Source organism: Mesorhizobium japonicum MAFF 303099 (genome assembly GCF_000009625.1).
Taxonomy (GTDB): domain Bacteria; phylum Pseudomonadota; class Alphaproteobacteria; order Rhizobiales; family Rhizobiaceae; genus Mesorhizobium; species Mesorhizobium japonicum.
Window position 1 is genome coordinate 2135974 of sequence record NC_002678.2, and the last position, 18270, is coordinate 2154243.

The 18270-nt window shown below is 61.8% G+C and carries 28 protein-coding genes; 18 read left to right on the top strand and 10 right to left on the bottom strand.

Annotated elements, in window-relative coordinates; all coding sequences use genetic code 11:
- The first annotated feature begins 66 nt into the window (after positions 1-66).
- On the top strand, positions 67-240 hold the full coding sequence (locus MAFF_RS39990) for a hypothetical protein (RefSeq protein ID WP_010911071.1): 174 nt from the start codon (positions 67-69) through the stop codon (positions 238-240).
- Between the two features lie 49 nt (positions 241-289).
- On the opposite strand, the gene MAFF_RS11455 is transcribed toward MAFF_RS39990, so the two are convergent.
- Positions 290-904 carry a glutathione S-transferase family protein gene (locus MAFF_RS11455; RefSeq protein ID WP_010911072.1) on the bottom strand — a complete coding sequence of 205 codons (615 nt, stop codon included), beginning with the start codon at positions 902-904 and terminating at the stop codon, positions 290-292.
- 241 nt (positions 905-1145) lie between these two features.
- Here MAFF_RS11455 and MAFF_RS11460 point away from each other — a divergent pair, with 241 nt between their 5' ends.
- The 3 genes from MAFF_RS11460 (at position 1146) to MAFF_RS11470 (ending at position 2658) form a co-directional block, all read left to right on the top strand.
- Positions 1146-1568 (top strand): VOC family protein, encoded by a 423-nt coding sequence (locus MAFF_RS11460; RefSeq protein ID WP_010911073.1) that lies wholly within the window; start codon positions 1146-1148, stop codon positions 1566-1568.
- A gap of 93 nt (positions 1569-1661) precedes the next feature.
- A complete protein-coding gene (locus MAFF_RS11465; RefSeq protein WP_010911074.1) occupies positions 1662-2033 on the top strand; it encodes a DUF1428 domain-containing protein in 372 nt (123 codons plus the stop codon).
- A gap of 55 nt (positions 2034-2088) precedes the next feature.
- A complete protein-coding gene (locus tag MAFF_RS11470) occupies positions 2089-2658 on the top strand; it encodes a dihydrofolate reductase family protein (RefSeq protein ID WP_010911075.1) in 570 nt (189 codons plus the stop codon).
- 80 nt (positions 2659-2738) lie between these two features.
- Here the strand turns inward: MAFF_RS11470 and MAFF_RS11475 are convergent, their stop codons facing one another.
- Entirely contained in the window at positions 2739-4373 is a 1635-nt protein-coding gene (locus MAFF_RS11475) for a tetratricopeptide repeat-containing sulfotransferase family protein (protein WP_044548269.1), read from the bottom strand.
- 186 nt (positions 4374-4559) lie between these two features.
- Positions 4560-4781 carry a hypothetical protein gene (locus tag MAFF_RS39760; RefSeq protein WP_032931408.1) on the bottom strand — a complete coding sequence of 74 codons (222 nt, stop codon included), beginning with the start codon at positions 4779-4781 and terminating at the stop codon, positions 4560-4562.
- 316 nt (positions 4782-5097) lie between these two features.
- On the opposite strand from MAFF_RS39760, the gene MAFF_RS11485 reads away from it, so the two are divergent.
- From MAFF_RS11485 to MAFF_RS11500, 5 genes are all read left to right on the top strand, one after another.
- Positions 5098-5304, top strand: a complete 207-nt coding sequence (locus MAFF_RS11485; protein ID WP_010911078.1) for a cold-shock protein — start codon at positions 5098-5100, stop codon at positions 5302-5304.
- A 168-nt stretch (positions 5305-5472) separates the two neighbouring features.
- Positions 5473-5742 (top strand): hypothetical protein, encoded by a 270-nt coding sequence (locus MAFF_RS11490; RefSeq protein WP_010911079.1) that lies wholly within the window; start codon positions 5473-5475, stop codon positions 5740-5742.
- Positions 5739-6005, top strand: coding sequence for a hypothetical protein (locus MAFF_RS11495; protein WP_010911080.1), 267 nt, complete (start codon positions 5739-5741; stop codon positions 6003-6005). Before MAFF_RS11490 ends, MAFF_RS11495 begins: the two co-directional genes overlap by 4 nt.
- Before the next feature lie 40 nt (positions 6006-6045).
- On the top strand, positions 6046-6183 hold the full coding sequence (locus MAFF_RS39995; protein WP_164987223.1) for a hypothetical protein: 138 nt from the start codon (positions 6046-6048) through the stop codon (positions 6181-6183).
- Positions 6184-6278: 95 nt separating this feature from the next.
- On the top strand, positions 6279-6503 hold the full coding sequence (locus MAFF_RS11500) for a hypothetical protein (RefSeq protein WP_032931409.1): 225 nt from the start codon (positions 6279-6281) through the stop codon (positions 6501-6503).
- 78 nt (positions 6504-6581) lie between these two features.
- Here the strand turns inward: MAFF_RS11500 and MAFF_RS11505 are convergent, their stop codons facing one another.
- The gene (locus tag MAFF_RS11505) at positions 6582-6983 is read right to left on the bottom strand and encodes a Kazal-type serine protease inhibitor domain-containing protein (protein WP_044550828.1); all 402 of its coding nucleotides are present in this window, start codon (positions 6981-6983) and stop codon (positions 6582-6584) included.
- On the opposite strand from MAFF_RS11505, the gene MAFF_RS39075 reads away from it, so the two are divergent.
- The 4 genes from MAFF_RS39075 to MAFF_RS11520 all read left to right on the top strand — a co-directional run bounded on the left by MAFF_RS39075 (position 6982) and on the right by MAFF_RS11520 (position 8841).
- Positions 6982-7335 carry a hypothetical protein gene (locus tag MAFF_RS39075; protein ID WP_157865981.1) on the top strand — a complete coding sequence of 118 codons (354 nt, stop codon included), beginning with the start codon at positions 6982-6984 and terminating at the stop codon, positions 7333-7335. The genes MAFF_RS11505 and MAFF_RS39075 overlap by 2 nt on opposite strands.
- Before the next feature lie 141 nt (positions 7336-7476).
- Entirely contained in the window at positions 7477-7689 is a 213-nt protein-coding gene (locus MAFF_RS11510; RefSeq protein WP_006202520.1) for a cold-shock protein, read from the top strand.
- Positions 7690-8013: 324 nt separating this feature from the next.
- Positions 8014-8226: a cold-shock protein gene (locus tag MAFF_RS11515; RefSeq protein ID WP_008877668.1), complete on the top strand. Its 213-nt coding sequence runs from the start codon at positions 8014-8016 to the stop codon at positions 8224-8226.
- Between the two features lie 186 nt (positions 8227-8412).
- Complete coding sequence (locus MAFF_RS11520; RefSeq protein ID WP_010911084.1) at positions 8413-8841, top strand: BA14K family protein; 429 nt, start codon at positions 8413-8415, stop codon at positions 8839-8841.
- Positions 8842-8929: 88 nt separating this feature from the next.
- Here MAFF_RS11520 and MAFF_RS11525 read toward each other — a convergent pair whose 3' ends face one another.
- From MAFF_RS11525 to MAFF_RS11535, 3 genes are all read right to left on the bottom strand, one after another.
- Positions 8930-9568, bottom strand: a complete 639-nt coding sequence (locus tag MAFF_RS11525; RefSeq protein WP_010911085.1) for an MBL fold metallo-hydrolase — start codon at positions 9566-9568, stop codon at positions 8930-8932.
- 141 nt (positions 9569-9709) lie between these two features.
- On the bottom strand, positions 9710-10021 hold the full coding sequence (locus MAFF_RS11530; protein ID WP_044548270.1) for a hypothetical protein: 312 nt from the start codon (positions 10019-10021) through the stop codon (positions 9710-9712).
- 145 nt (positions 10022-10166) lie between these two features.
- The gene (locus MAFF_RS11535; RefSeq protein WP_010911087.1) at positions 10167-11060 is read right to left on the bottom strand and encodes a branched-chain amino acid aminotransferase; all 894 of its coding nucleotides are present in this window, start codon (positions 11058-11060) and stop codon (positions 10167-10169) included.
- A gap of 261 nt (positions 11061-11321) precedes the next feature.
- Here MAFF_RS11535 and MAFF_RS11540 point away from each other — a divergent pair, with 261 nt between their 5' ends.
- The 5 genes from MAFF_RS11540 to MAFF_RS11560 all read left to right on the top strand — a co-directional run bounded on the left by MAFF_RS11540 (position 11322) and on the right by MAFF_RS11560 (position 16573).
- Complete coding sequence (locus MAFF_RS11540) at positions 11322-11855, top strand: MarR family winged helix-turn-helix transcriptional regulator (RefSeq protein WP_032933687.1); 534 nt, start codon at positions 11322-11324, stop codon at positions 11853-11855.
- The gene (locus tag MAFF_RS11545; protein ID WP_019860633.1) at positions 11842-12561 is read left to right on the top strand and encodes a response regulator; all 720 of its coding nucleotides are present in this window, start codon (positions 11842-11844) and stop codon (positions 12559-12561) included. Before MAFF_RS11540 ends, MAFF_RS11545 begins: the two co-directional genes overlap by 14 nt.
- Positions 12562-12708: 147 nt before the next feature.
- Positions 12709-14124: an ATP-binding protein gene (locus MAFF_RS11550; RefSeq protein WP_010911090.1), complete on the top strand. Its 1416-nt coding sequence runs from the start codon at positions 12709-12711 to the stop codon at positions 14122-14124.
- A gap of 255 nt (positions 14125-14379) precedes the next feature.
- The gene (locus tag MAFF_RS11555) at positions 14380-15402 is read left to right on the top strand and encodes a glycosyltransferase family 4 protein (protein WP_010911091.1); all 1023 of its coding nucleotides are present in this window, start codon (positions 14380-14382) and stop codon (positions 15400-15402) included.
- A gap of 229 nt (positions 15403-15631) precedes the next feature.
- Positions 15632-16573 (top strand): hypothetical protein, encoded by a 942-nt coding sequence (locus MAFF_RS11560; protein ID WP_044548271.1) that lies wholly within the window; start codon positions 15632-15634, stop codon positions 16571-16573.
- A 150-nt stretch (positions 16574-16723) separates the two neighbouring features.
- Here MAFF_RS11560 and MAFF_RS11565 read toward each other — a convergent pair whose 3' ends face one another.
- From MAFF_RS11565 to MAFF_RS11575, 3 genes are all read right to left on the bottom strand, one after another.
- The gene (locus MAFF_RS11565; protein ID WP_010911093.1) at positions 16724-17083 is read right to left on the bottom strand and encodes a tRNA-binding protein; all 360 of its coding nucleotides are present in this window, start codon (positions 17081-17083) and stop codon (positions 16724-16726) included.
- 8 nt (positions 17084-17091) lie between these two features.
- Positions 17092-17592, bottom strand: coding sequence for a YbjN domain-containing protein (locus tag MAFF_RS11570; protein WP_013893499.1), 501 nt, complete (start codon positions 17590-17592; stop codon positions 17092-17094).
- Positions 17593-17915: 323 nt separating this feature from the next.
- On the bottom strand, positions 17916-18218 hold the full coding sequence (locus MAFF_RS11575) for an accessory factor UbiK family protein (RefSeq protein WP_010911095.1): 303 nt from the start codon (positions 18216-18218) through the stop codon (positions 17916-17918).
- Between the last annotated feature and the right edge of the window lie 52 nt (positions 18219-18270).

Below are 18270 nucleotides of genomic sequence, written 5' to 3' on the forward strand. Positions count from 1 at the left end.
CCTGAACCTGCCGCGTCCTTGGGATGCCGACACGATGATGCCGGCTTCTTCTGAGGAGAAAGCATCATGTCCATTCTGTCATCCCTGGGTCGCGTTGCCACCCGTTACGCACAGAACCGCGCCCGGCACCGCTGCGAGCGCGAACTGCTGTCCCTGCCGATCGAACTGCGCAAGGATATCGGCTGGCCGGAAATCGTCATCAACGCGCAAAACGGCTTGCGGATACGCAGGGCGCCCTGACCATGCGGTCGGAAAATATCGATGCGAGCCACCATGGGGCGACCATTGCTCAATCATGCGTGTCGCCGGAAAGCGGCGTCGCCTGCATCGACGCACGCTTTTCGAAAGCCTCGAACCAGCGCGTCAGCCGCGCCCGCGCGCGAAACGGCGGAAGATCGCGGAACGCCATCCAGGACAGCGTGGTGGCGAGCGCTATATGGCCGACATGCAGCGGCGCTTCGTCGTCCAGGGTGCCTTCGATCCAGTCGTAGCTCGCCTCGATCTTGTCCCGGTATCCCTGCGCAAGAGCGCCGTATCGCAGCGGTTCGGGTCTCCTTTCCGTCTCCCAGCGCAAGGCGATGCCCGTCTGCGCCAGGCCTTGAGCGACCGATTGCAGCCGCAACGCCTGCCAGCGTGTCTCGCCGTCCTGCGGCAGCAACTTGCGGCCATCATGCAGCGTGTCGAGATAGGCGCAGATGACATCGGAATCGAAGATCGCCGATGCGCCGGGCCGCAGCAATACCGGCACCTTGCCGAGCGGGTTTTCGGCGCAGACACGAGCGTTGCGCAAGGTCGGACTGGTCTCGTGATGGATGACCTCGAGCCGATCGGCAATGCCGGCCTCATGCGCGAAGACCAGCGCCTTACGCGCGAAAGGTGAGTGGGTCTGATAATAGAGGATCATGGTCGTCTCAGGGTTTGAGGAGGCGCGTGATCCACCCGTTCTAGCCCGCGGGCTGCGAGAATTGCGCTCTGATTGAGGGCCGCAGGCGCAAGTCCGTTGCACGCCTTCCGTTCAAGCCGCCGCTTGTACGGCCTGTTGGTGACTGGTTCGCCAAAAAAATTAACGCCGCCATGTAGGATTGCCGTCACCTCGTGCGTCCTGTGGTTCGCTAGGCCAAGCCCAATGCAAAGAGGAGCAAGACATGACTGACCAGACCCCCATTCAGCCCAGGGCAGAAGTGCTCGGCGGATTGACCCCTTATCTGCAGGTGGACGGCGCCTTCAAGGCCGCCGATTTCTACAAGAAGGCCTTTGGCGCCGAGCAGGTGTTTGCATATCCGGCGGATGAAAAAGGCCGCACCATGCACATCCATCTCCACATCAACGGCTCGACGCTGATGCTGGGCGACGCCTATCCCGAACACGGCCATCCGCACAAGGCTGCGCAAGGCTACACGCTGCAGCTCCATCTCGACGATGGCGACATCGACTTCTGGTGGCAGCGCGCCGTCGATGCCGGCTGTGAAGTGGTCACGCCGCTGCAGGTGATGTTCTGGGGCGACCGCTGGGGCCAGCTGAACGATCCGTTCGGCGTCGCCTGGGCGATGAACGCACCGGTGAAGTAGCGAGCAGGCGTCCCCCATCAGGGCTGACGCGCTCACAGCGCCGGGTCGTATCCCCGCCGACCCGGCGCCCGCTTTTCAGCAAAGGAGTTCACCATGTCCTATGTCGACGGTTTCGTGCTTGCCGTGCCAAAGGCCAAACTCGATGACTACAAGAAGCTGGCCAACCTCGCAGGCCCCATATGGATGGAACACGGCGCGCTGGCTTATGTCGAATGCATCGGCGATGACGTGCCCTATGGCGAGCTGACCTCGTTTCCGCGTGCCGTTCAGGCAAAGGACGACGAGATCGTCGTCTTCGCCTGGGCGGTCTATGAATCCAGGCAAAGCCGCGACGCGGTGATGGCCAAGGTGATGGCCGATCCGCGTTTGACACCCGATTTGGGACCCATGCCCTTCGATATGAAGCGCATGATCTTCGGCGGCTTCCAGCCTTTCATCGAGCTGCAGTCGCCCGCTGCCGCGTAACGGCGCCAATGCGGGACCAGAAACTCTTCTTCATTTCTCAAGGCAGAACCGACTTATGCGCAAGCTGATCGTATTCAACAGCATCTCGCTCGACGGCTATTTCACCGACAGGCACGGCGCCATGGACTGGGCGCACAGCCAGGATCCGGAATGGAACGCTTTCGTCGCCGACAATGCCAAGGGCGGTGGCATGCTGGTGCTGGGCCGCGTTACCTACGACCTGATGATCCAGTTCTGGCCGACGCCGATGGCGGCCCAAATCGCACCGGTGGTGGCCGAACGCATGAACGCCATGCCGAAGGTGGTGTTCTCCCGCACGCTCGACACCGTGAGTTGGAACAACACCGAGTTGGTCAAAAGCGGGCCGGCCGCGAAGCTTCGGGAACTGAAGCAGCAACCGGGCAACCACATGACAATCCTGGGAAGTGGCAATCTCGTCGCTCAATTGGCCGAGGAGAATTTGATCGACGAATACCAGTTCGTCATCGTGCCGATCATGCTTGGCGCCGGCAGGACGATGTTCGAAGGCATCGGCAATCGGCTCAACGTGAAGCTGGCTCGATCGCAAGCCTTCGGCAACGGCAACGTCTTCCTGCGCTATGAGCAGAAGCCGCACGCCGGCTAATGCATGTTGCCCAAAGAGATCAGGACAATGATTTCAACCAAACATCGTCCTGATTAATCGCGGCACATCTGCCTGGCTCTTCAGTCCAGTTTGTCGAGTAGCGGCTTCAACCGGTCCCCATAGCGCTTCCACAGGTCAACCGAGCCTTGATACATCGGCTGGCGCACCTGCGCGGCGGAAGCCGTTCGCACCGGCCGGTCGGTCGCGTGGAACGACAGCACGGCATCGTCCCATGGCAGGCCGAGATAGTCGATGAGCGCCCGGCTCTGGCCTTCCTGGTCGGCGACGAAATCCTCATAGCGCACGTCATGCACGACGCCGGGCAGCACCTTGTGCCAATGCGCCATGATGTCGGTGTAGAGATTGTGGAAGTCGGCGAGCTCGCCGAGGTCATAGCCATAGCGGTGGCTATCGCCGCGGAAATGCACCTTGTAGATCGACAGGCAGGTTGCCGCCGCATCGCGGGTGCAGTGGATGATCTTGGCCTTCGGCATCATCATATGGATGAAGCCGACAAGCAGGAAATTGCCCGGCATCTTGTCGGTGACGTGGCTGAGATGCGGATAGCGTGCATGCAGCATGTCGAGATAGGCCTGGCCCGCCTCGGCGAAATCCGCATCGTCCGTATCCGCTACGCCCCAGGGGAAGCCGCCCGGCATGGTCGTCGGGAACTGCTTGCCGACCGCCTTCTTCAGGATGCTGAGCTCGCCCGCGCCATAGACCTGCGGATGGCTGGCGATGATCTGCTCGACCAGCGTCGTGCCCGAACGCGGCATGCCGACGACGAAGATCGGCGCGTCATCGCTGATCGGGCTCGGTCTGTGCCTTTCGAAGAAGCCGGCATCGAACACCGTCTTCATCGCCGCGAATTCCTCGCGCGTCCTGACGGGATCGTAGTCGATCCCTTTGCGGCGAATGGCATTGCCTTCGGCGAAATAGTCGAAGGCCCTGTTGTAATCCTTCAGATCGTCATTGGCCTTACCGAGGCCGAAGGACAATTGCATGCGCGCCAGGCTGTCCTGCGGCGCCTTGGCGTGCTGGGCTTCCATGCCAGCCAATTCGGCGTCGCGCTCCTTCTGGCGCTTTACCTGCGTCAGCATCAGCCAGGCGGTGGCCATGCCCGGGTTGACCGCCAGCGCCTGCCGGAACAAGTCTGCCGCCTCGTCGAGCTTGCCTTTTTCCATCATTCCGACGCCAAGCCCGTGCAGCAGGTCGGCATCCTTGGGGCGAATGGTCAGCGACTCGCGAAAAACCGCCAGGGCCTCGTCCAGCCGTCCGGCCTCCTGCAGGGTTTCGGCAAGCCCGATGCGGGCGCGCACATGGAAGGGGTTGCGCGCGACCGTGCCGCGATAGATGTCTTCGGCCTCCTCGAACCGGCCGAGCTGCTTCAGCGACGAGCCGAGATTGTCGCGCGCGGCGAGCTGCTCCGGACGCAGATCCACCGCGCCGCGGAAGAAGTCGATTGCCGCGGCGACGCGGCCGAGATCGCGCATCACCGTGCCGAAATTGTTGAGGAAATCGGCATTGGTCGGCTGCAGGCTTACCGACCGCTCGATGAGATCCAACCCTTCTTCACTGCGCCCGGTCTGGTGCAGAAGCAGCCCCAGGAAATGCGCAGCCGCCGCGTGTTTGGGTTGGCGCGCCAAGACCTGCCGGTAGATCGATTCTGCCTCTTGCCGGCGCCCGGCCTGGTGCAGTTGCAGGGCCTGCTGCACATACTGGTCGAGACCCAGCGGCGGCTGTCCGCCCGCGCCAGACCTGGTTCCCGCACCCGCCGCTCGTCTTTGATCTCTGTTAATGGGAAACCTGCCGTGTTTGTCCGCCTGCTGCGATCTAGGCCATTGGCACGGCAGGTTCAAGTCTTCGCGGGGTTCCGGGCTCTTTCGGGATGCCTTGAGCGATCAGATCAGGCGGTTGGTCTCGGCAACCTGCCTCGCCCGCCTCACCGTGCCATCGGTATCGGAAATCGTTCGCCTTGCCGCCTCATCGCTTCTGATCGTCAGCCGTGCCGACTTGACGATCATCGGCTGGCCGGTCGGGCCAACGGCAATGGCGTGGATGGCAATTGGCTTGATTGGATTGACCGCGACGGTCTTCCCCCTTGAGCCTCTTGTGGAAACCATGGTTTGTTCTCCTTTTAGAGCAAATAAAAATATAGACGCAGAGGAAATACCTCTGCGCTCGCTCAAGATTTTTTTGAAATATGCACAACCCATAGCAGAAATATCTGAACGTATATAGCGATCTATTTTTCAATCAGAGCGGGATTGATTTCTGAATCGCCTTGAACAGGGGGGCAAATCGATCTATATGTACAGGATCGTTTTGGCCAGAATTGGCATCTCGCGGCGTTTCTCGACCCGCCAATCTCATTCCAAATCGTCGATGACGCACGGCACATTTGCCCTGCGACGATTTTTCAATCCGCGAAAGACAGATATGACCACGGGAATCGTGAAATTCTACAACGGCCAGAAGGGTTTTGGCTTCATTCAACCAGCCGATGGCGGCAAGGACGTTTTCGTCCATGTCAGCGCGCTGGAGCGCGCCGGCTTTCCAGGCCTGGCCGAAGGCCAGAAGCTGCAGTTCGACCTGGAGCGTGACGGCAAGGGCCGCGAGTCCGCCGCCAATCTGCAACTGATCTGATCCGGCCGAATTCGATGAACGCTGACCACGGATGTACTGGCAGCTCTCGAAAGCGGCTTATTTCCAGCGATTGCCGGAAATAGAAAAGCGGGGCTCGTCCCCGCTTTTTTGCGTTCAGGCCGCTGTTTTATGTGACGCCCAAGGCGTCAACCAACCAAGGCCAGGACAATGCCGGACCGCACCACCCATTCCATCGCCCATTTCGCGGCATCCTTCACGCTCGCAGGACTGGAAGGACCGCTGCCGGCCGGCGACTACGACATCGATCATGATGAAGAGCTGATCGAGGGCATGTCACGCATCGCCTGGCGCCGCGTCGCCACCTTCATCCACCTGCCCGCGAGGGCGGTGAAGAATCCCACGACCAGCCAACTTGTCGCCATCGACCACCTCGAACTCGAAACCGCGCTCAAGCGCGACCGGGAGAATGCAGCATGATCCGCTTCCAGCAGAATACGCGCCCGCGCACCGACACGCCCTCGCACCTTTTCGCCATCGGCCAGACGGTGCGCATGAAGAGCCGCACCGGCCTCGTCCAGAAGACGGCGGAACTGTTCGAGATCAAGAGCAGGCTGCCGGTCAAGGACGGCTCGCCGCAATACCGTATCCGCAGCGAACTGGAGACCCACGAACGGGTCACCACGGAAGACAATCTCGAACCGGCCGACAATCCGGCCGTCGCCAACAATCCGGTCGTCTGAGAACCTCGAAAAGCCAGCCAACACGCACAAGGAGCAGTCCATGTCCAAGGGTCAACAGCGAAGCAATCGCGAAGCGCGCAAGCCGAAGAAGGATAAGGTGGTGGCCAAGCCCGCCTCCCCGTTCGGTTCGGCAGTCAAGCAGGCGGAGAGTGGCCTGAAGCCGAAATCCAAGGGCTGACGGCCTTGGGGTGCCTCGCATGCGCCCCATTCCCTGCCTTGGGCAGGCGATAAACTGACAACAGGCCCATGCCAAGTCCTGCCACGGAGGCTTGCTTGAACTTCGTCATCGAGTTCTACCGGTCGCGCGACGCCGAGGAGGCAACGCTCGACAAGGTGTCGCTGGAAGCGCCGACCTTACGCGCCGCCTTGCAGGGCGCGGCCGCGCTGTTCCATACACTCGCAATGCCGCAAATCCCTGACCGCCTGCGCATTTCCGATGAGCACGGCAGCGAGCTCTATGCCGGGCCGGCCGATGGGGCGTATCCTGCGGAAACGTAGGCGCCGCATCAAACGCCGCCCATCTGGCCACCCTGCTGAAGTCCTAGGCCCATACTGGGGTGGCAAAGTAGCGCCGTCTCAGCACGGGCCATCACCGACGATACGATAGTCCGCCGCGCGGGCTTCGCAGGCATTGGGGAAGCTGCGCATCTCGCCATGGCGGCGGCCGCAGACGGGCGCGTATTCGCGGGTGCAGAACGTCTGCTCTTCACCGCCACCACCGCCGCGGCAGGGGCCGTCGCGCACGATGCGGTAGCCGGCGCGGTCGGCAAGGCAGGCATTGGCGAAGGTCTGGCTGTCGCCGCCACGCCGGGCGCAGACCGGCTCATACTGCATGGTGCAGAATTTGGGTTCGGGACGCGGCGGACGCGGGCGTGGTCCCGGCCCGTCATCGACGACCACGGTGCAGGCGGCCAGAAGCGCCGCCAGGAACAGGACGGCAAACCCTTGCCGCGAAAAAACCGACGCCAGGAATTTCATGCCGATTTCTCCCTCGATCCCGATCGCGATCCTCGCCATTCCCCTGTCAAATGCAACCCTGTCGGATGCAACCGCGTTCGCGAGGAAATGGCGGTTGCATCATGGCCGGCGTTCGCCAGCAAAACTGGCCCATGCGCGCGCCTCTCTGTGGGTCAATGACCGGCCCGGCAACGAGGCCTATTTGCGGCCCGTCGACGCTCAGATCGGTCGATTCTTGCGTCGGGATGCGCTCAGTGTGGCAGCCCGCGGCGCTATCTTGCAACCTTCACGTTTCCGTGCGATAAATTCCGTGTTCGGGCATTTGCGACCCGGAGAGCGGAACGTTTTGGACGACCTTTCCCCGATACTGTGAATCTCTGACGGCCCCGTTTTTCGGCGGGGGGTTTGACCATGCGCCAATGCATGACTGCCGAAAGCAACCACCGGGAACTGCCCTCGACGCCAGGTGGCGGGCAGGACCACCAAAGACTGAACGGGTGAAGGAGTTTCCCCAATGGCCCAGACCGGCACCGTTAAATTCTTCAACGCGACCAAAGGCTTCGGTTTCATCACGCCCGACGGCGGCGCCAAGGATGTGTTCGTCCATATTTCCGCGATCGAGGCATCGGGCCTGCGCACGCTCGTCGACGGCCAGAAGGTCACCTTCGACGTCGAGCCGGACCGCATGGGCAAGGGCCCGAAGGCGGTCAACCTCCGCGCTGCCTGAACCATCGGCGCCACGCGTCCCCGACGGCGGGCGAACGAGGGTTTCAAGCTCGCCCAGCCTATGGGCACGCAGACAGATTTTTAAAAGGGCGCGGCGATTTTCGTCGCGCCTTTTTCATGTCCACGGCGCAGCATAAATGCATGCCGCCCGGAAGTGGATCCGGCTCCGCGTCAACGACGTGCATCATAACAAGGGCTTAAAGCGTGACGCGCTTTAAGTGCCAGTAAAACTTTCTCTTGCCGATGACGCTAAAATAAAGGACAAATTTCCTCTCGGGCATTTGCCGGCCCGAGACTGGAGTTTATGGGATCAAAGGAGCTTCCCATGCCGCAGACCGGCACCGTCAAATTCTTCAACCATGCCAAAGGCTTCGGCTTCATCACGCCGGACGATGGCGCGAAGGATGTCTTCGTCCATATTTCGGCCGTGCAGGCGTCGGGTCTTCCCGGTCTCGAAGATGGGCAGAAAGTAACATTCGACACCGAGCCGGACAAGCGCGGCAAGGGACCCAAGGCCGTCAACCTGTCGGTCGGCTGAGCCGGTCTCAGACTGTCGGCTCCGGCAGGGCAGCCAGCTCGATCGGAGCCTGGTTTTTGACGCCCCTCTTAGCCGGCAGGTCGAAATCCGTTCAGCCTCCGTTCAGCCACGGTCGCATATTAGTCTTGGGTAAAGCCGGACCGCATCCCCTGCAACACTGCACGGCCCGGTACGAAGGAGACCAAGATGAACAGAATTTTCAAGACAGCCGTGCTGTCCGCCGCCATGGCCGCCACCATGCTTGTGGCCTTGCCCGCGGCCAACGCCGATGAATGGCGCCATCACCGCCACCACGGCAATGGCGACGCCATTGCCGCCGGTGTGCTTGGCCTCGCCGCCGGCGCCCTGATCGGTGGCGCGCTGGCCAATGACCAGCCACCGCCTGACGCTGACCGCTACTACGATGACGGTTACTACGATCGTGACGTGCGTATCCGCCCGGCACCGGTCCGCCGCTACTATGTCGAACCGCGGGTGGTCTATGCCGATCGCTATGCCGAGCCGTGGACGCGTGACTGGTACGAATACTGCTCGGACCGCTACCGCAGCTTCAACTCCCGCACCGGGACCTTCACCGGCAATGACGGCGAGCAGCATTTCTGCACGGCAAACTGAGGCTTCCCTGCCCCAAACAAAAAAGCGCTGACCCCAAGGCCAGCGCTCTTTTGTTTTGACTCTACGACCTCGAGTGGAGGCGCTGATCTTAGACCAGGAACGGATTGGTCCGCCGCTCCTCGCCAAAACGGCCGCCAGGGCCGTGGCCGCAGATGAAGCCGATATCGTCGCCGAGCGGCAAGAGCTTGTCCTTGATCGAGGCGATCAGCGTTGCGTGGTCACCGCCGGGCAGGTCGGTGCGGCCGACCGAGCCACGAAACAGCACATCGCCGACATGGGCGAACTTGGCCGCGCGGTTGTAATAGACGACGTGGCCGGGCGCATGGCCGGGGCAATGCAGCACCTCGAATACGTGGCCGCCGAACGACACGGTCTCACCTTCGGTCAGGAACCGGTCGGGCACGCAGTTGCGCGCGCCGGCAATACTGTAGAGCCTGCCCTGTTTCTCAAGATTGTCGAGCAAAGGCTTGTCGGCTGCATGCGGGCCGATGATGTCGAGGCAGAGCGCTTCCTTCAGCTCCATGGCACCGCCGGCATGGTCGATGTGGCCGTGCGTGATCCAGATCGCCTCGGCCGTGATCGCATTGTCCTTCAGCACCGCCAGCACCTTGTCGATGTCGCCGCCCGGATCGACGACGACGCCGTGCTTGTCGTCCATGTCGAACAGGATGGTGCAGTTCTGCTGAAACGGTGTGACCGGCACGATGCCGGCATTGAGCTGACCCATGATCGTCCTTTCGATGTTCACGCGGTGATGTAGAGGCGCGAATGAAGGGCGTCCACCCTCGAAAGACGAACAGTCAGTCGTTGCACAAACAGAAATGGGCGGCCAAAGCCGCCCATTTGAACAAACCTGAAACCGTCAGACTTACTTCTTCATGGCGCCCATGACCGCGCCGATGATGCCGGTCAGGATCGCGCCGCCGCCGGCGCCGCCGACGATGTTGTTGAGGTTGAGCGCACTGCCGAGACCGCTCGTCGCTGCAGCGGCCGCTGCCGGATCGATCGCGCCGTGGCCAAGCAGGCTGCCGAGGATCGCCGCGCCGCCAACACCGCCAATGGCGCCACCCAGGATTTTGGGAAGCTGACCCATCGCCGCGTTCTTGAGTGCAACACCGACCGCCTGACCACCGATGATACCCGTAATCACCTGTACAATGATCGGAAGAAGCGTTTCCATATGATTAGTCCCTCCATAGCTGCCAGCCTCCCGGGCCGACACCATCATGAGACGCCGAATTGACTGAAAGTCAAATGCAGAAACGCTGAAATAAAAGGGGCGGCCCGAAAACCGCCCCTGCTTGCGCGAAAAGCTGTGACTATCGTTATTCTGCGGCGATCGCGTGCTTCGGCTGAACCGCCGCAGAATAGTCATTCATAAGGTTCTTGGCGATTTCGCCAACCTCGAATCGGTAGGGGCCGATCTCCGAAACCGGCGTTACTTCCGCCGCGGTTCCGGTCAGGAAGCATTGTTCGAAGCCTTCGAGTTCTTCCGGCAGGATGGCGCGTTCGATCACTTCCAGGCCACGATCCCTGGCGAGCCCGATGACCGTGCGGCGGGTGATGCCGTCGAGGAAGCAATCGGGCTTGGGCGTATGGATCTTGCCGTCCTTGACGAAGAAGATGTTGGCGCCGGTTGCTTCGGCGACCTGGCCGCGCCAGTCGAGCATCATGGCGTCGGCGTAGCCTTTTGCTTCGGCGGCGTGCTTTGACATGGTGCAGATCATGTAGAGGCCGGCGGCCTTCGATTTCGACGGCGCCGTGCGCGGGTCGGGCCGGCGCCATTCCGCGACATCGAGGCGGATGCCCTTCAGCTTCTGCGCCGGATCGAAATAGCTCGGCCACTGCCAGATGGCGATGGCGACGTTGATACGGTTGTTCTGCGCCGAAACGCCCATCTGCTCGCTGCCGCGCCAGGCGATCGGCCTGACATAGGCGTCCTGGAACCCTTGCTTCTTCAACAGCGTGGTCGAGGCGTCGTTGAGCTCGGCAACCGAATAGGGAATCTTGAAGCCGAGCAGGCGCGCCGATTCATGCAGGCGCTCGGTATGCTCGTTGAGCTTGAAGATCTCGCCGCCATAGGCGCGCTCGCCCTCGAAGACCGCGCTGGCGTAGTGCAGACCGTGCGTCAGAACATGGATCTTGGCGTCGCCCCACGCAACGAATTCGCCATTCATCCAGATGAAGCCGTCCAGTTGATCGAAGGGAACGGATGCCATGGTAACCTCCCGCGGGTCGCGGCCCGCATATCCTTAGTGTCGTAGCGTGTTCTTTTTGGCCGCGCCGTGTGATTGGAGACGCCGGCCGGTGTTGCGAAGGGTAGGCGGATAATCGCGCTCTGGCAAACTCAGGAAGTTCCGGAAAACCCGGCCTGCCTTGCCTTTTCGTTCGCAATCCGCCCAAAAGCTTGTCAAAAATTACCATTGCAGGGAAATTACGTCAATAGTACTGACATAATCTCCCTTTCCCATGGAGAAATGATGACGGATCGAAGCCCAGCCGCCGGAAAGCCGATCAGGACCGCGATGTCAGTCGAGGACGGCATAGACTTCGCCATCATCGAACTGTTCTTCTTTGCCTATCGCGACTTCACCTCCGATCCCGACCAGATCCTGGCCGACTATGGCTTCGGCCGCGCCCACCACCGGGTGCTGCATTTCGTCAACCGTCGGCCGGGCCTGACGGTCGCCGAACTGCTCGACGTGCTGAAGATCACCAAGCAGAGCCTGGCGCGCGTGCTCAAGCAGCTGATCGACACCGACCATGTCGTGCAATTGCAAGGTCCGCGCGACCGCCGCCAGCGCGAACTCTATCCCACCGCCAAGGGCCGGGCACTGGCGCTTGCCCTGGCGCGGCCACAGTCACGCCGCATCCGTGCTGCATTGGAAGATTCCGGCGCCACCGAACGGGCCTTGGTGGAACGCTTCCTCGAAGCGATGGTCAATCCGGAACTGAGAGCTCAGATCGACGTTGGGTCCGCAAAAATGTCAGGAAAAAGCCATGGAGAGCACTGAGAGGGTCGATCAGGCGGCCGCACCGGACGACGACGCGCCGCATCTGCTTGTGGTCGACGACGACACCCGCATCCGCAATCTTCTCAAACAGTATTTGACCGAAAACGGCTTTCGCGTCACCGTCGCCGGCAATGCCGGCGAGGCCAGGCGCAAGCTCGCTGGCCTCGACTTCGACCTGCTTGTGCTCGACGTCATGATGCCCGGCGAAAGCGGCGTCGATCTCACCAAATCGCTGCGCGCCGAAAAGAACGTGCCGATCCTGATGCTGACCGCGCTTTCGGAAACCGACAGCCGCATCCTGGGGCTCGAGGCCGGCGCCGACGACTATCTGCCAAAACCCTTCGACCCGCGCGAGCTGATCCTGCGCATCAACAATATCCTGCGCCGCGGCGGCCCGGCGACCACGCCCAAGGTCGAACAGCTGGTCTTCGGCCCCTACACGTTCCAGATCGCCAGGCGCGAACTGAAGCGCGGCGGCGAGGCGCTGAAGCTGACCGATCGCGAGCAGGAGATCCTGGCGATCTTTGCCGCGCGGGCCGGCGAGACCATCCCACGCCACGAACTGGTCGGCGACGATTCGGAAGTCGGCGAGCGCACCATCGACGTGCAGATCAACCGGCTGCGCCGCAAGATCGAGCGCGATCCGTCCAATCCTGTCTGGCTGCAGACCGTGCGCGGTATTGGGTATCGGCTCAGCGTGGAATAGAATAGCGGCCGCGGCTCTGGAGCATGATCCCGAAAAGTGGGAACCGGTTTTCGGAAAAGATCATGCTCCAACAAAGAGTTAGATCAGAAGACGATCCAACGGAATCGTCATCCTGATCGAGGGCCGCGGGCGAAATGAAAAGAGCCAATGGCAACGACGGAACTGGAAGGGCCGGGACCTGACGGCTTGAGCGCACGCGCCAAGCGAACGCTCAAGGCGGTGCCGCGCATCTGGAACCGGTTCTGGCGCCTCGTTTCTCTCTACATGCCCAAGCGCCTTTACGCGCGCTCGCTGATCATCGTCATCGCGCCGATGATCCTGCTGCAATCGGTGGTCGCTTTCGTCTTCATGGAGCGCCATTGGGCAACGGTGACGCAGCGCCTGTCGCAGGCCACCGTGCGCGACATCGCCGCCATCATCGACCTGATCGAGACCTACCCGCACGACGCCGACTACGCCAACGTCATCCGCATCGCCCAGGACCGCATGCAGCTGAAGGTCGATCTGCTGCCGCCGGATCCCTTGCCGCCGCCCGGTCCCAAACCGTTCTTCTCGATCCTCGACGATGTTCTCTCCTCGGAGATCACCCGCCAGATCAACCGGCCGTTCTGGATCGACACGGTCGGCAATTCCAACATCGTCGAGGTGCGCGTCCAGCTCGAGAACAAGGTGCTGCGCGTCTTCGTGCGCCGTAGCCAGGCCTATGCCTCCAACACCCACATCTTCCTGATCTGGATGGTCGGCACCTCGCTGGTGCTGCTGATGATCGCCATCCCCTTCCTGCGCAACCAGATCCGGCCGATCCTAACGCTTGCCGAGGCCGCCGAAAGCTTCGGCAAGGGCCGGCCGATGCCGCGCGATTTTCGCCCGCGCGGCGCCGAAGAGGTGCGCCGCGCCGGCTTTGCCTTCATCCAGATGCGCGAGCGCATCGAGCGCCAGATCGACCAGCGCACCGCCATGCTGACGGGCGTCAGCCATGATCTCAGGACCATCCTCACCCGCTTCAAGCTGCAGCTGGCGCTGGCCGGCGGCAAAACCGAGACCAAGGCGGCGCTCAACCAGGATATCGACGACATGCAGTCGATGCTGGAAGGCTATCTGGCCTTTGCCCGCGGCGAAGCCTCGGAGGACCCGGGACGTTTCGATCTCGAAGCCTATTTCCAGAAGCTCAGCGACGAAGCCGCCTTGCGCAAATGCAAGCTGTCGACGACGCTTTCCGGCGATCCGACCGTGCATGTGCGGCCGAATGCCTTCGCACGGCTGTTGTCCAACGTCATCGGCAACGCCTTCCGCTATGCCAAGACGGTGGAAGTCAGCGCCGATCATGGCCGTGGCTCGCTCGTGGTCACCATCGACGACAACGGTCCCGGCATTCCGGCCGACAGGCGCGAGGACGTGTTCAAGCCCTTCGTGCGGCTCGACGAAGCCCGCAACCTCGATGCCAGCGGCACCGGGCTCGGCCTGTCGATCGCCCGCGACATCGCCCGCAGCCATGGCGGCGACATCACCCTCGGCGACAGCCCGCTCGGCGGCCTGCGCGCGGTGATCAAGGTTCCAGCCTAGGCGGAGCATGATCCCGAAAAGTGGAAACCGGTTTTCGGATAAGATCATGCTCCCAGAAGGACTGCTTCATCCGCGCGTCATGAAATCATGGTGAAGAGCGCGCATGAAACGCGCGACATCACTTGATTCGGCCTTGCCGCCCCACTTCGATCCCGTGCCCGTCCGGGTACGCTGGAGCGAAGCGAGGGCCGCCGGCTGGTCGCCGTTCCGGCATCGTCTCAAGGCAACCGTCGACCTTTCCAGCAAAGGGCCGCCATGCGCATATTGATGGTCACCGACGCTTGGCGCCCGCAGGTCAACGGCGTCGTCCACACGCTGGAGCGGCTCACCGAAACGCTGAAATCCTTCGACGTAGCGGTGGATTTCCTGACCCCCAACATCTTTCGCACGCTGCCCCTGCCGACCTACCCCGACATCAGGCTGGCGCTGACCACGCCAGGCCATGTCGCGCGCCTGATCGACGCCTACAAGGCCGACCATATCCACATCGTCACCGAAGGGCCGCTGGGCATCATGGCGCGGCGCTATTGCCGCAATGCCGGCCGGCCGTTCACCACCAGCTATCACACGCGCTTTCCCGAATATCTCAGCGCCCGGCTGCCGGTGCCGGAAAGCTGGGCCTATCGCTGGCTGCGCGATTTCCACAATTCCGGCCAGGGCACGCTGGTCGCCACCCAGTCGCTCGCCGATGACCTTTCGGCGCGTGGCTTCAACAAGCTGAGGCCATGGACGCGCGGCGTCGACACCGACCATTTCCGCCCGGACAAGCGTAAGGACCTCGGCTTCCCCGGCCCGGTCTTCCTCTGCGTCGGCCGCGTCGCCATCGAGAAGAACCTCTCCGCCTTCCTCGACCTCGACCTGCCCGGCAGCAAGGTGATCGTCGGCGAGGGGCCGGAGCTTGCCAAGCTCAAGTCCCGCTACCCCAACGCGCATTTCCTCGGCCATCGCCCCAATGACGAACTGGCCGAGATCTATGCCTCGGCCGATGTCTTCGTCTTCCCCAGCCGCACCGACACCTTCGGCAATGTCATCATCGAGGCGCTGGCCAGCGGCACGCCGGTCGCCGCCTATCCGGTAACAGGACCGATCGACATTGTCGGCGACGGCTTTGGCGGTGCGGTTTCCAACGATTTGCGCGAGGCCGCGCTCGCCGCCCTCGAGGTCGACCGCGCGCAGGCGCGAGAACGCGCCATGCGCTACAGCTGGAAAGCCTGCGCGGAAATGTTTCTCGACACGGTCGAGGAAGCGCTCGGCAGGACGCGCAAGCTGGCGGCCTGACGGTGACAGTTGTGTTGGCCTTTTCGGTGCCTTCACTCGTGCGTTTCCCGCAGAAGATCCCGAATTTCGACAACTTGCCAATGCCTTTGGACAAGTCTTGCGCATGACGTTGTTGAGATGCACCGGGAGATCTTGCGCCACCGAGCTTTGACCCCGCGAGCGCACTCCTTGCGAGAGCTTGTGCAACAGTTCCTTGCAGTGCATTATTCCGGGTGTAGTTCCTGCGGGATTGACGCCGATTTCAACGCTGGACGAAGCGCCTGCCGTATCGCCGAAGCGTCGCGTCTTGCGCATCAGCAAGACCGTTGCGAGGGTAATGGGCTATTGTCGCGCGAATGCCTGGCCGCTCTTCGTGGCCGCCTGGTTTCCCTGCTTTCTGACGACGCTCTGTCTGACGGTGCTTGCTCTCGTTCTTTTTGCCGATCCGGAGCAGGCGCCCACCTGGCTTCTATCGCGAGGCTTTGACCCCAGGACTTGGCTTTCCGCAATTGTTGCCGCACCGTTCTCGGCGATGGTTTTTGCGTTCGTTCTCGACCGTATGGCAAACGCGCCAGAGCACGGCCGCGTCGTTGTTCGCCGCGGCATTGAAAGCGTCAAACACGTCGCCATCCCAGGCATGCGCTTTGAACTCGGCCAGCGGATCTTTCTGGCTGCGTTGCTTCTCGCGGCCAGCCAGCTTCTTTGCGGCTTTGCGGTCGCCGGTGAGCACAGACTGCTTGTTGCCGGCCTGCTGGCCATACGTGACCTACCGCTCAGCCCTGAGGACGTCGCGCCTTGGGCCGCGGCGTCGGGAGTCTTCAACCTCTTCGCGGGTGGTTTCGTCCTTGCCTGGACATATCTCTTTGTCGGCGATTTTCTCTGGACGGGATCGTTTGATCCAATCGGGTGCTGGCGTGCGCTGAAGGGCAATCTTCTGCGGTTCGTAGCCATTATGTTCATCGTTCTCGCAATCGTTGCCATACTCAAATATGGGCTGATTCTGGCTGCCGGCTTGATCCTAATCCCCGCGGATGCCGAGCCCTCCTTCTTGACCCTTATGCTGATGCATTTCGCACTCGCCTGGCCGTTCAACGTCCTGCATCTCGTGCTTTCGGCCGCCACGGCCGGAACCATTCTCGGCGCGTTTCGGCCCCCAGCCATCGCTTCAATCCGGCCGACTGCCGCGCAATGATTGTGCCTGCCGGAGTTGCTCGGGGCGCGGCACTCGGCAAGGTTCTTTGAACTGACCAGGCCAAGTTGCATCTGAAAAGATCAAGCGAAGAGGTGACCGTCCGCAGGCTGGGATAGACCAGTGGGGGTGACGGGAGCCTGCTCGAAAACTTTAAAACAGCCGCCCGCCGTCCGGCACTTTGCGCTCGATTGCCCCCAGCACCACCGCGCCCTCCTCGTCGGGAAAACCAAGCGTCAGCACTTCCGACATGAACGGGCCGATCTGGCGCGGCGGAAAATTGACCACGGCGAAGACCTGCCGGCCGACCAGCGTTTCCGGCGTATAATATTTGGTGATCTGCGCCGACGACTTCTTGATACCGATGCCGGGTCCGAAATCGATCTTCAGCTTGAAGGCAGGCTTGCGCGCCTCCGGAAACGGTTCGGCCTCGACGATCGTGCCGGCGCGGATGTCGACACGATCGAAATCGGCAAAACTGATTTCAGGTTTACGCTCGCTGCTTGCACTCATTTGCCGCTCTAGGCGTTGCCGTAGGTCTCGAACAGCACGCCGGCCAGCGCGTCCTTGGCCGAGGTTCCCGACCAGACGACGAACTGGAAAGCCTGGAAATAGCATTCGCAGGCTTCCAGCGCCGAGGACAGAAGCACCTCGACCTGCTGGCTCGACGGTTCGACGCCGCCTGCCAGCAGCAGCGACTGGCGGAACATGATCGCACCCTCCTGCTCCCAGAGGTCGAAATGGCCGAACAGCATCTGCTCGTTGATCAGCGACAACAGTCGCATCACTTCCAGCGCGCGGGTCTCCGGCACCTTGATGTCGAAGGCGCAGGCCAGATGCAACGCCTCGAAATCCTCCATCCAGGAGAAGGAGACGTGATAGTCGGTCCAGCTGCCTGCGACCGAGATCGAAATTTCATCGTCACCGGCCCGTTCGAAGGACCAGTCATTGTTGTGGGCCACCTGCTCGATAACATCCACCGGATGGATTTCGCGGGAGAATTCGAGTTCGAGAAGTTCCATGGAATGCTTCCTGTCGTTCTGAGGAGCGCCGCCACACGCTCCGCGGGAGGGCACACACAACGAACAATCTGATCTAGAACTCGGACGGCCAGGACTTCTCGACGCAAAGACCCCAGACCGGACCCCACCGCCCGGCCGCATGACCCTGCTCCGAATCATGCAACAAATTCAGTCTATTGATCGGGAGTCGCGTGAACAGCCCAATTTTTCGCACTGCGTCATTCGCATGTGGAAAGGCGCTGTCACAAAGATTCATGCAATGCCGTTAAGCGATTCACGGCAAAGCGATTTTCAGGATCGGACTATGTGGAAAAGTTTAACGATTATTTTTTTGCGCGGGGCTTCGCCGCCGCCGCTGGTGCGGCATCACCGGCGAGTTCGGCGAGCTTGGCCTCGAGCGCTTCGATGCGGGCGGCAAGCTTGGCATTCTCGTCGCGGGCCTTGGCGGCCATCTCGCGCGCGGCCTCGAATTCCTCCCGCTGCACCACGTCCATCGAATTGAGGATGCGCTCCGCCTGCCCTTTGAAGGCGGTCTCCACCTCGCGGCGGACGCCTTGCGCGGCACCCGCGGCATCGGTCATCAGCTTGGCGAATTCATCGAGAATGCGGTTCGGTCCGGTCGACATGGCAAATCCTCGCTTTGCTCGAAATGACGTAGTGGCGCGGAACGCCGAATGC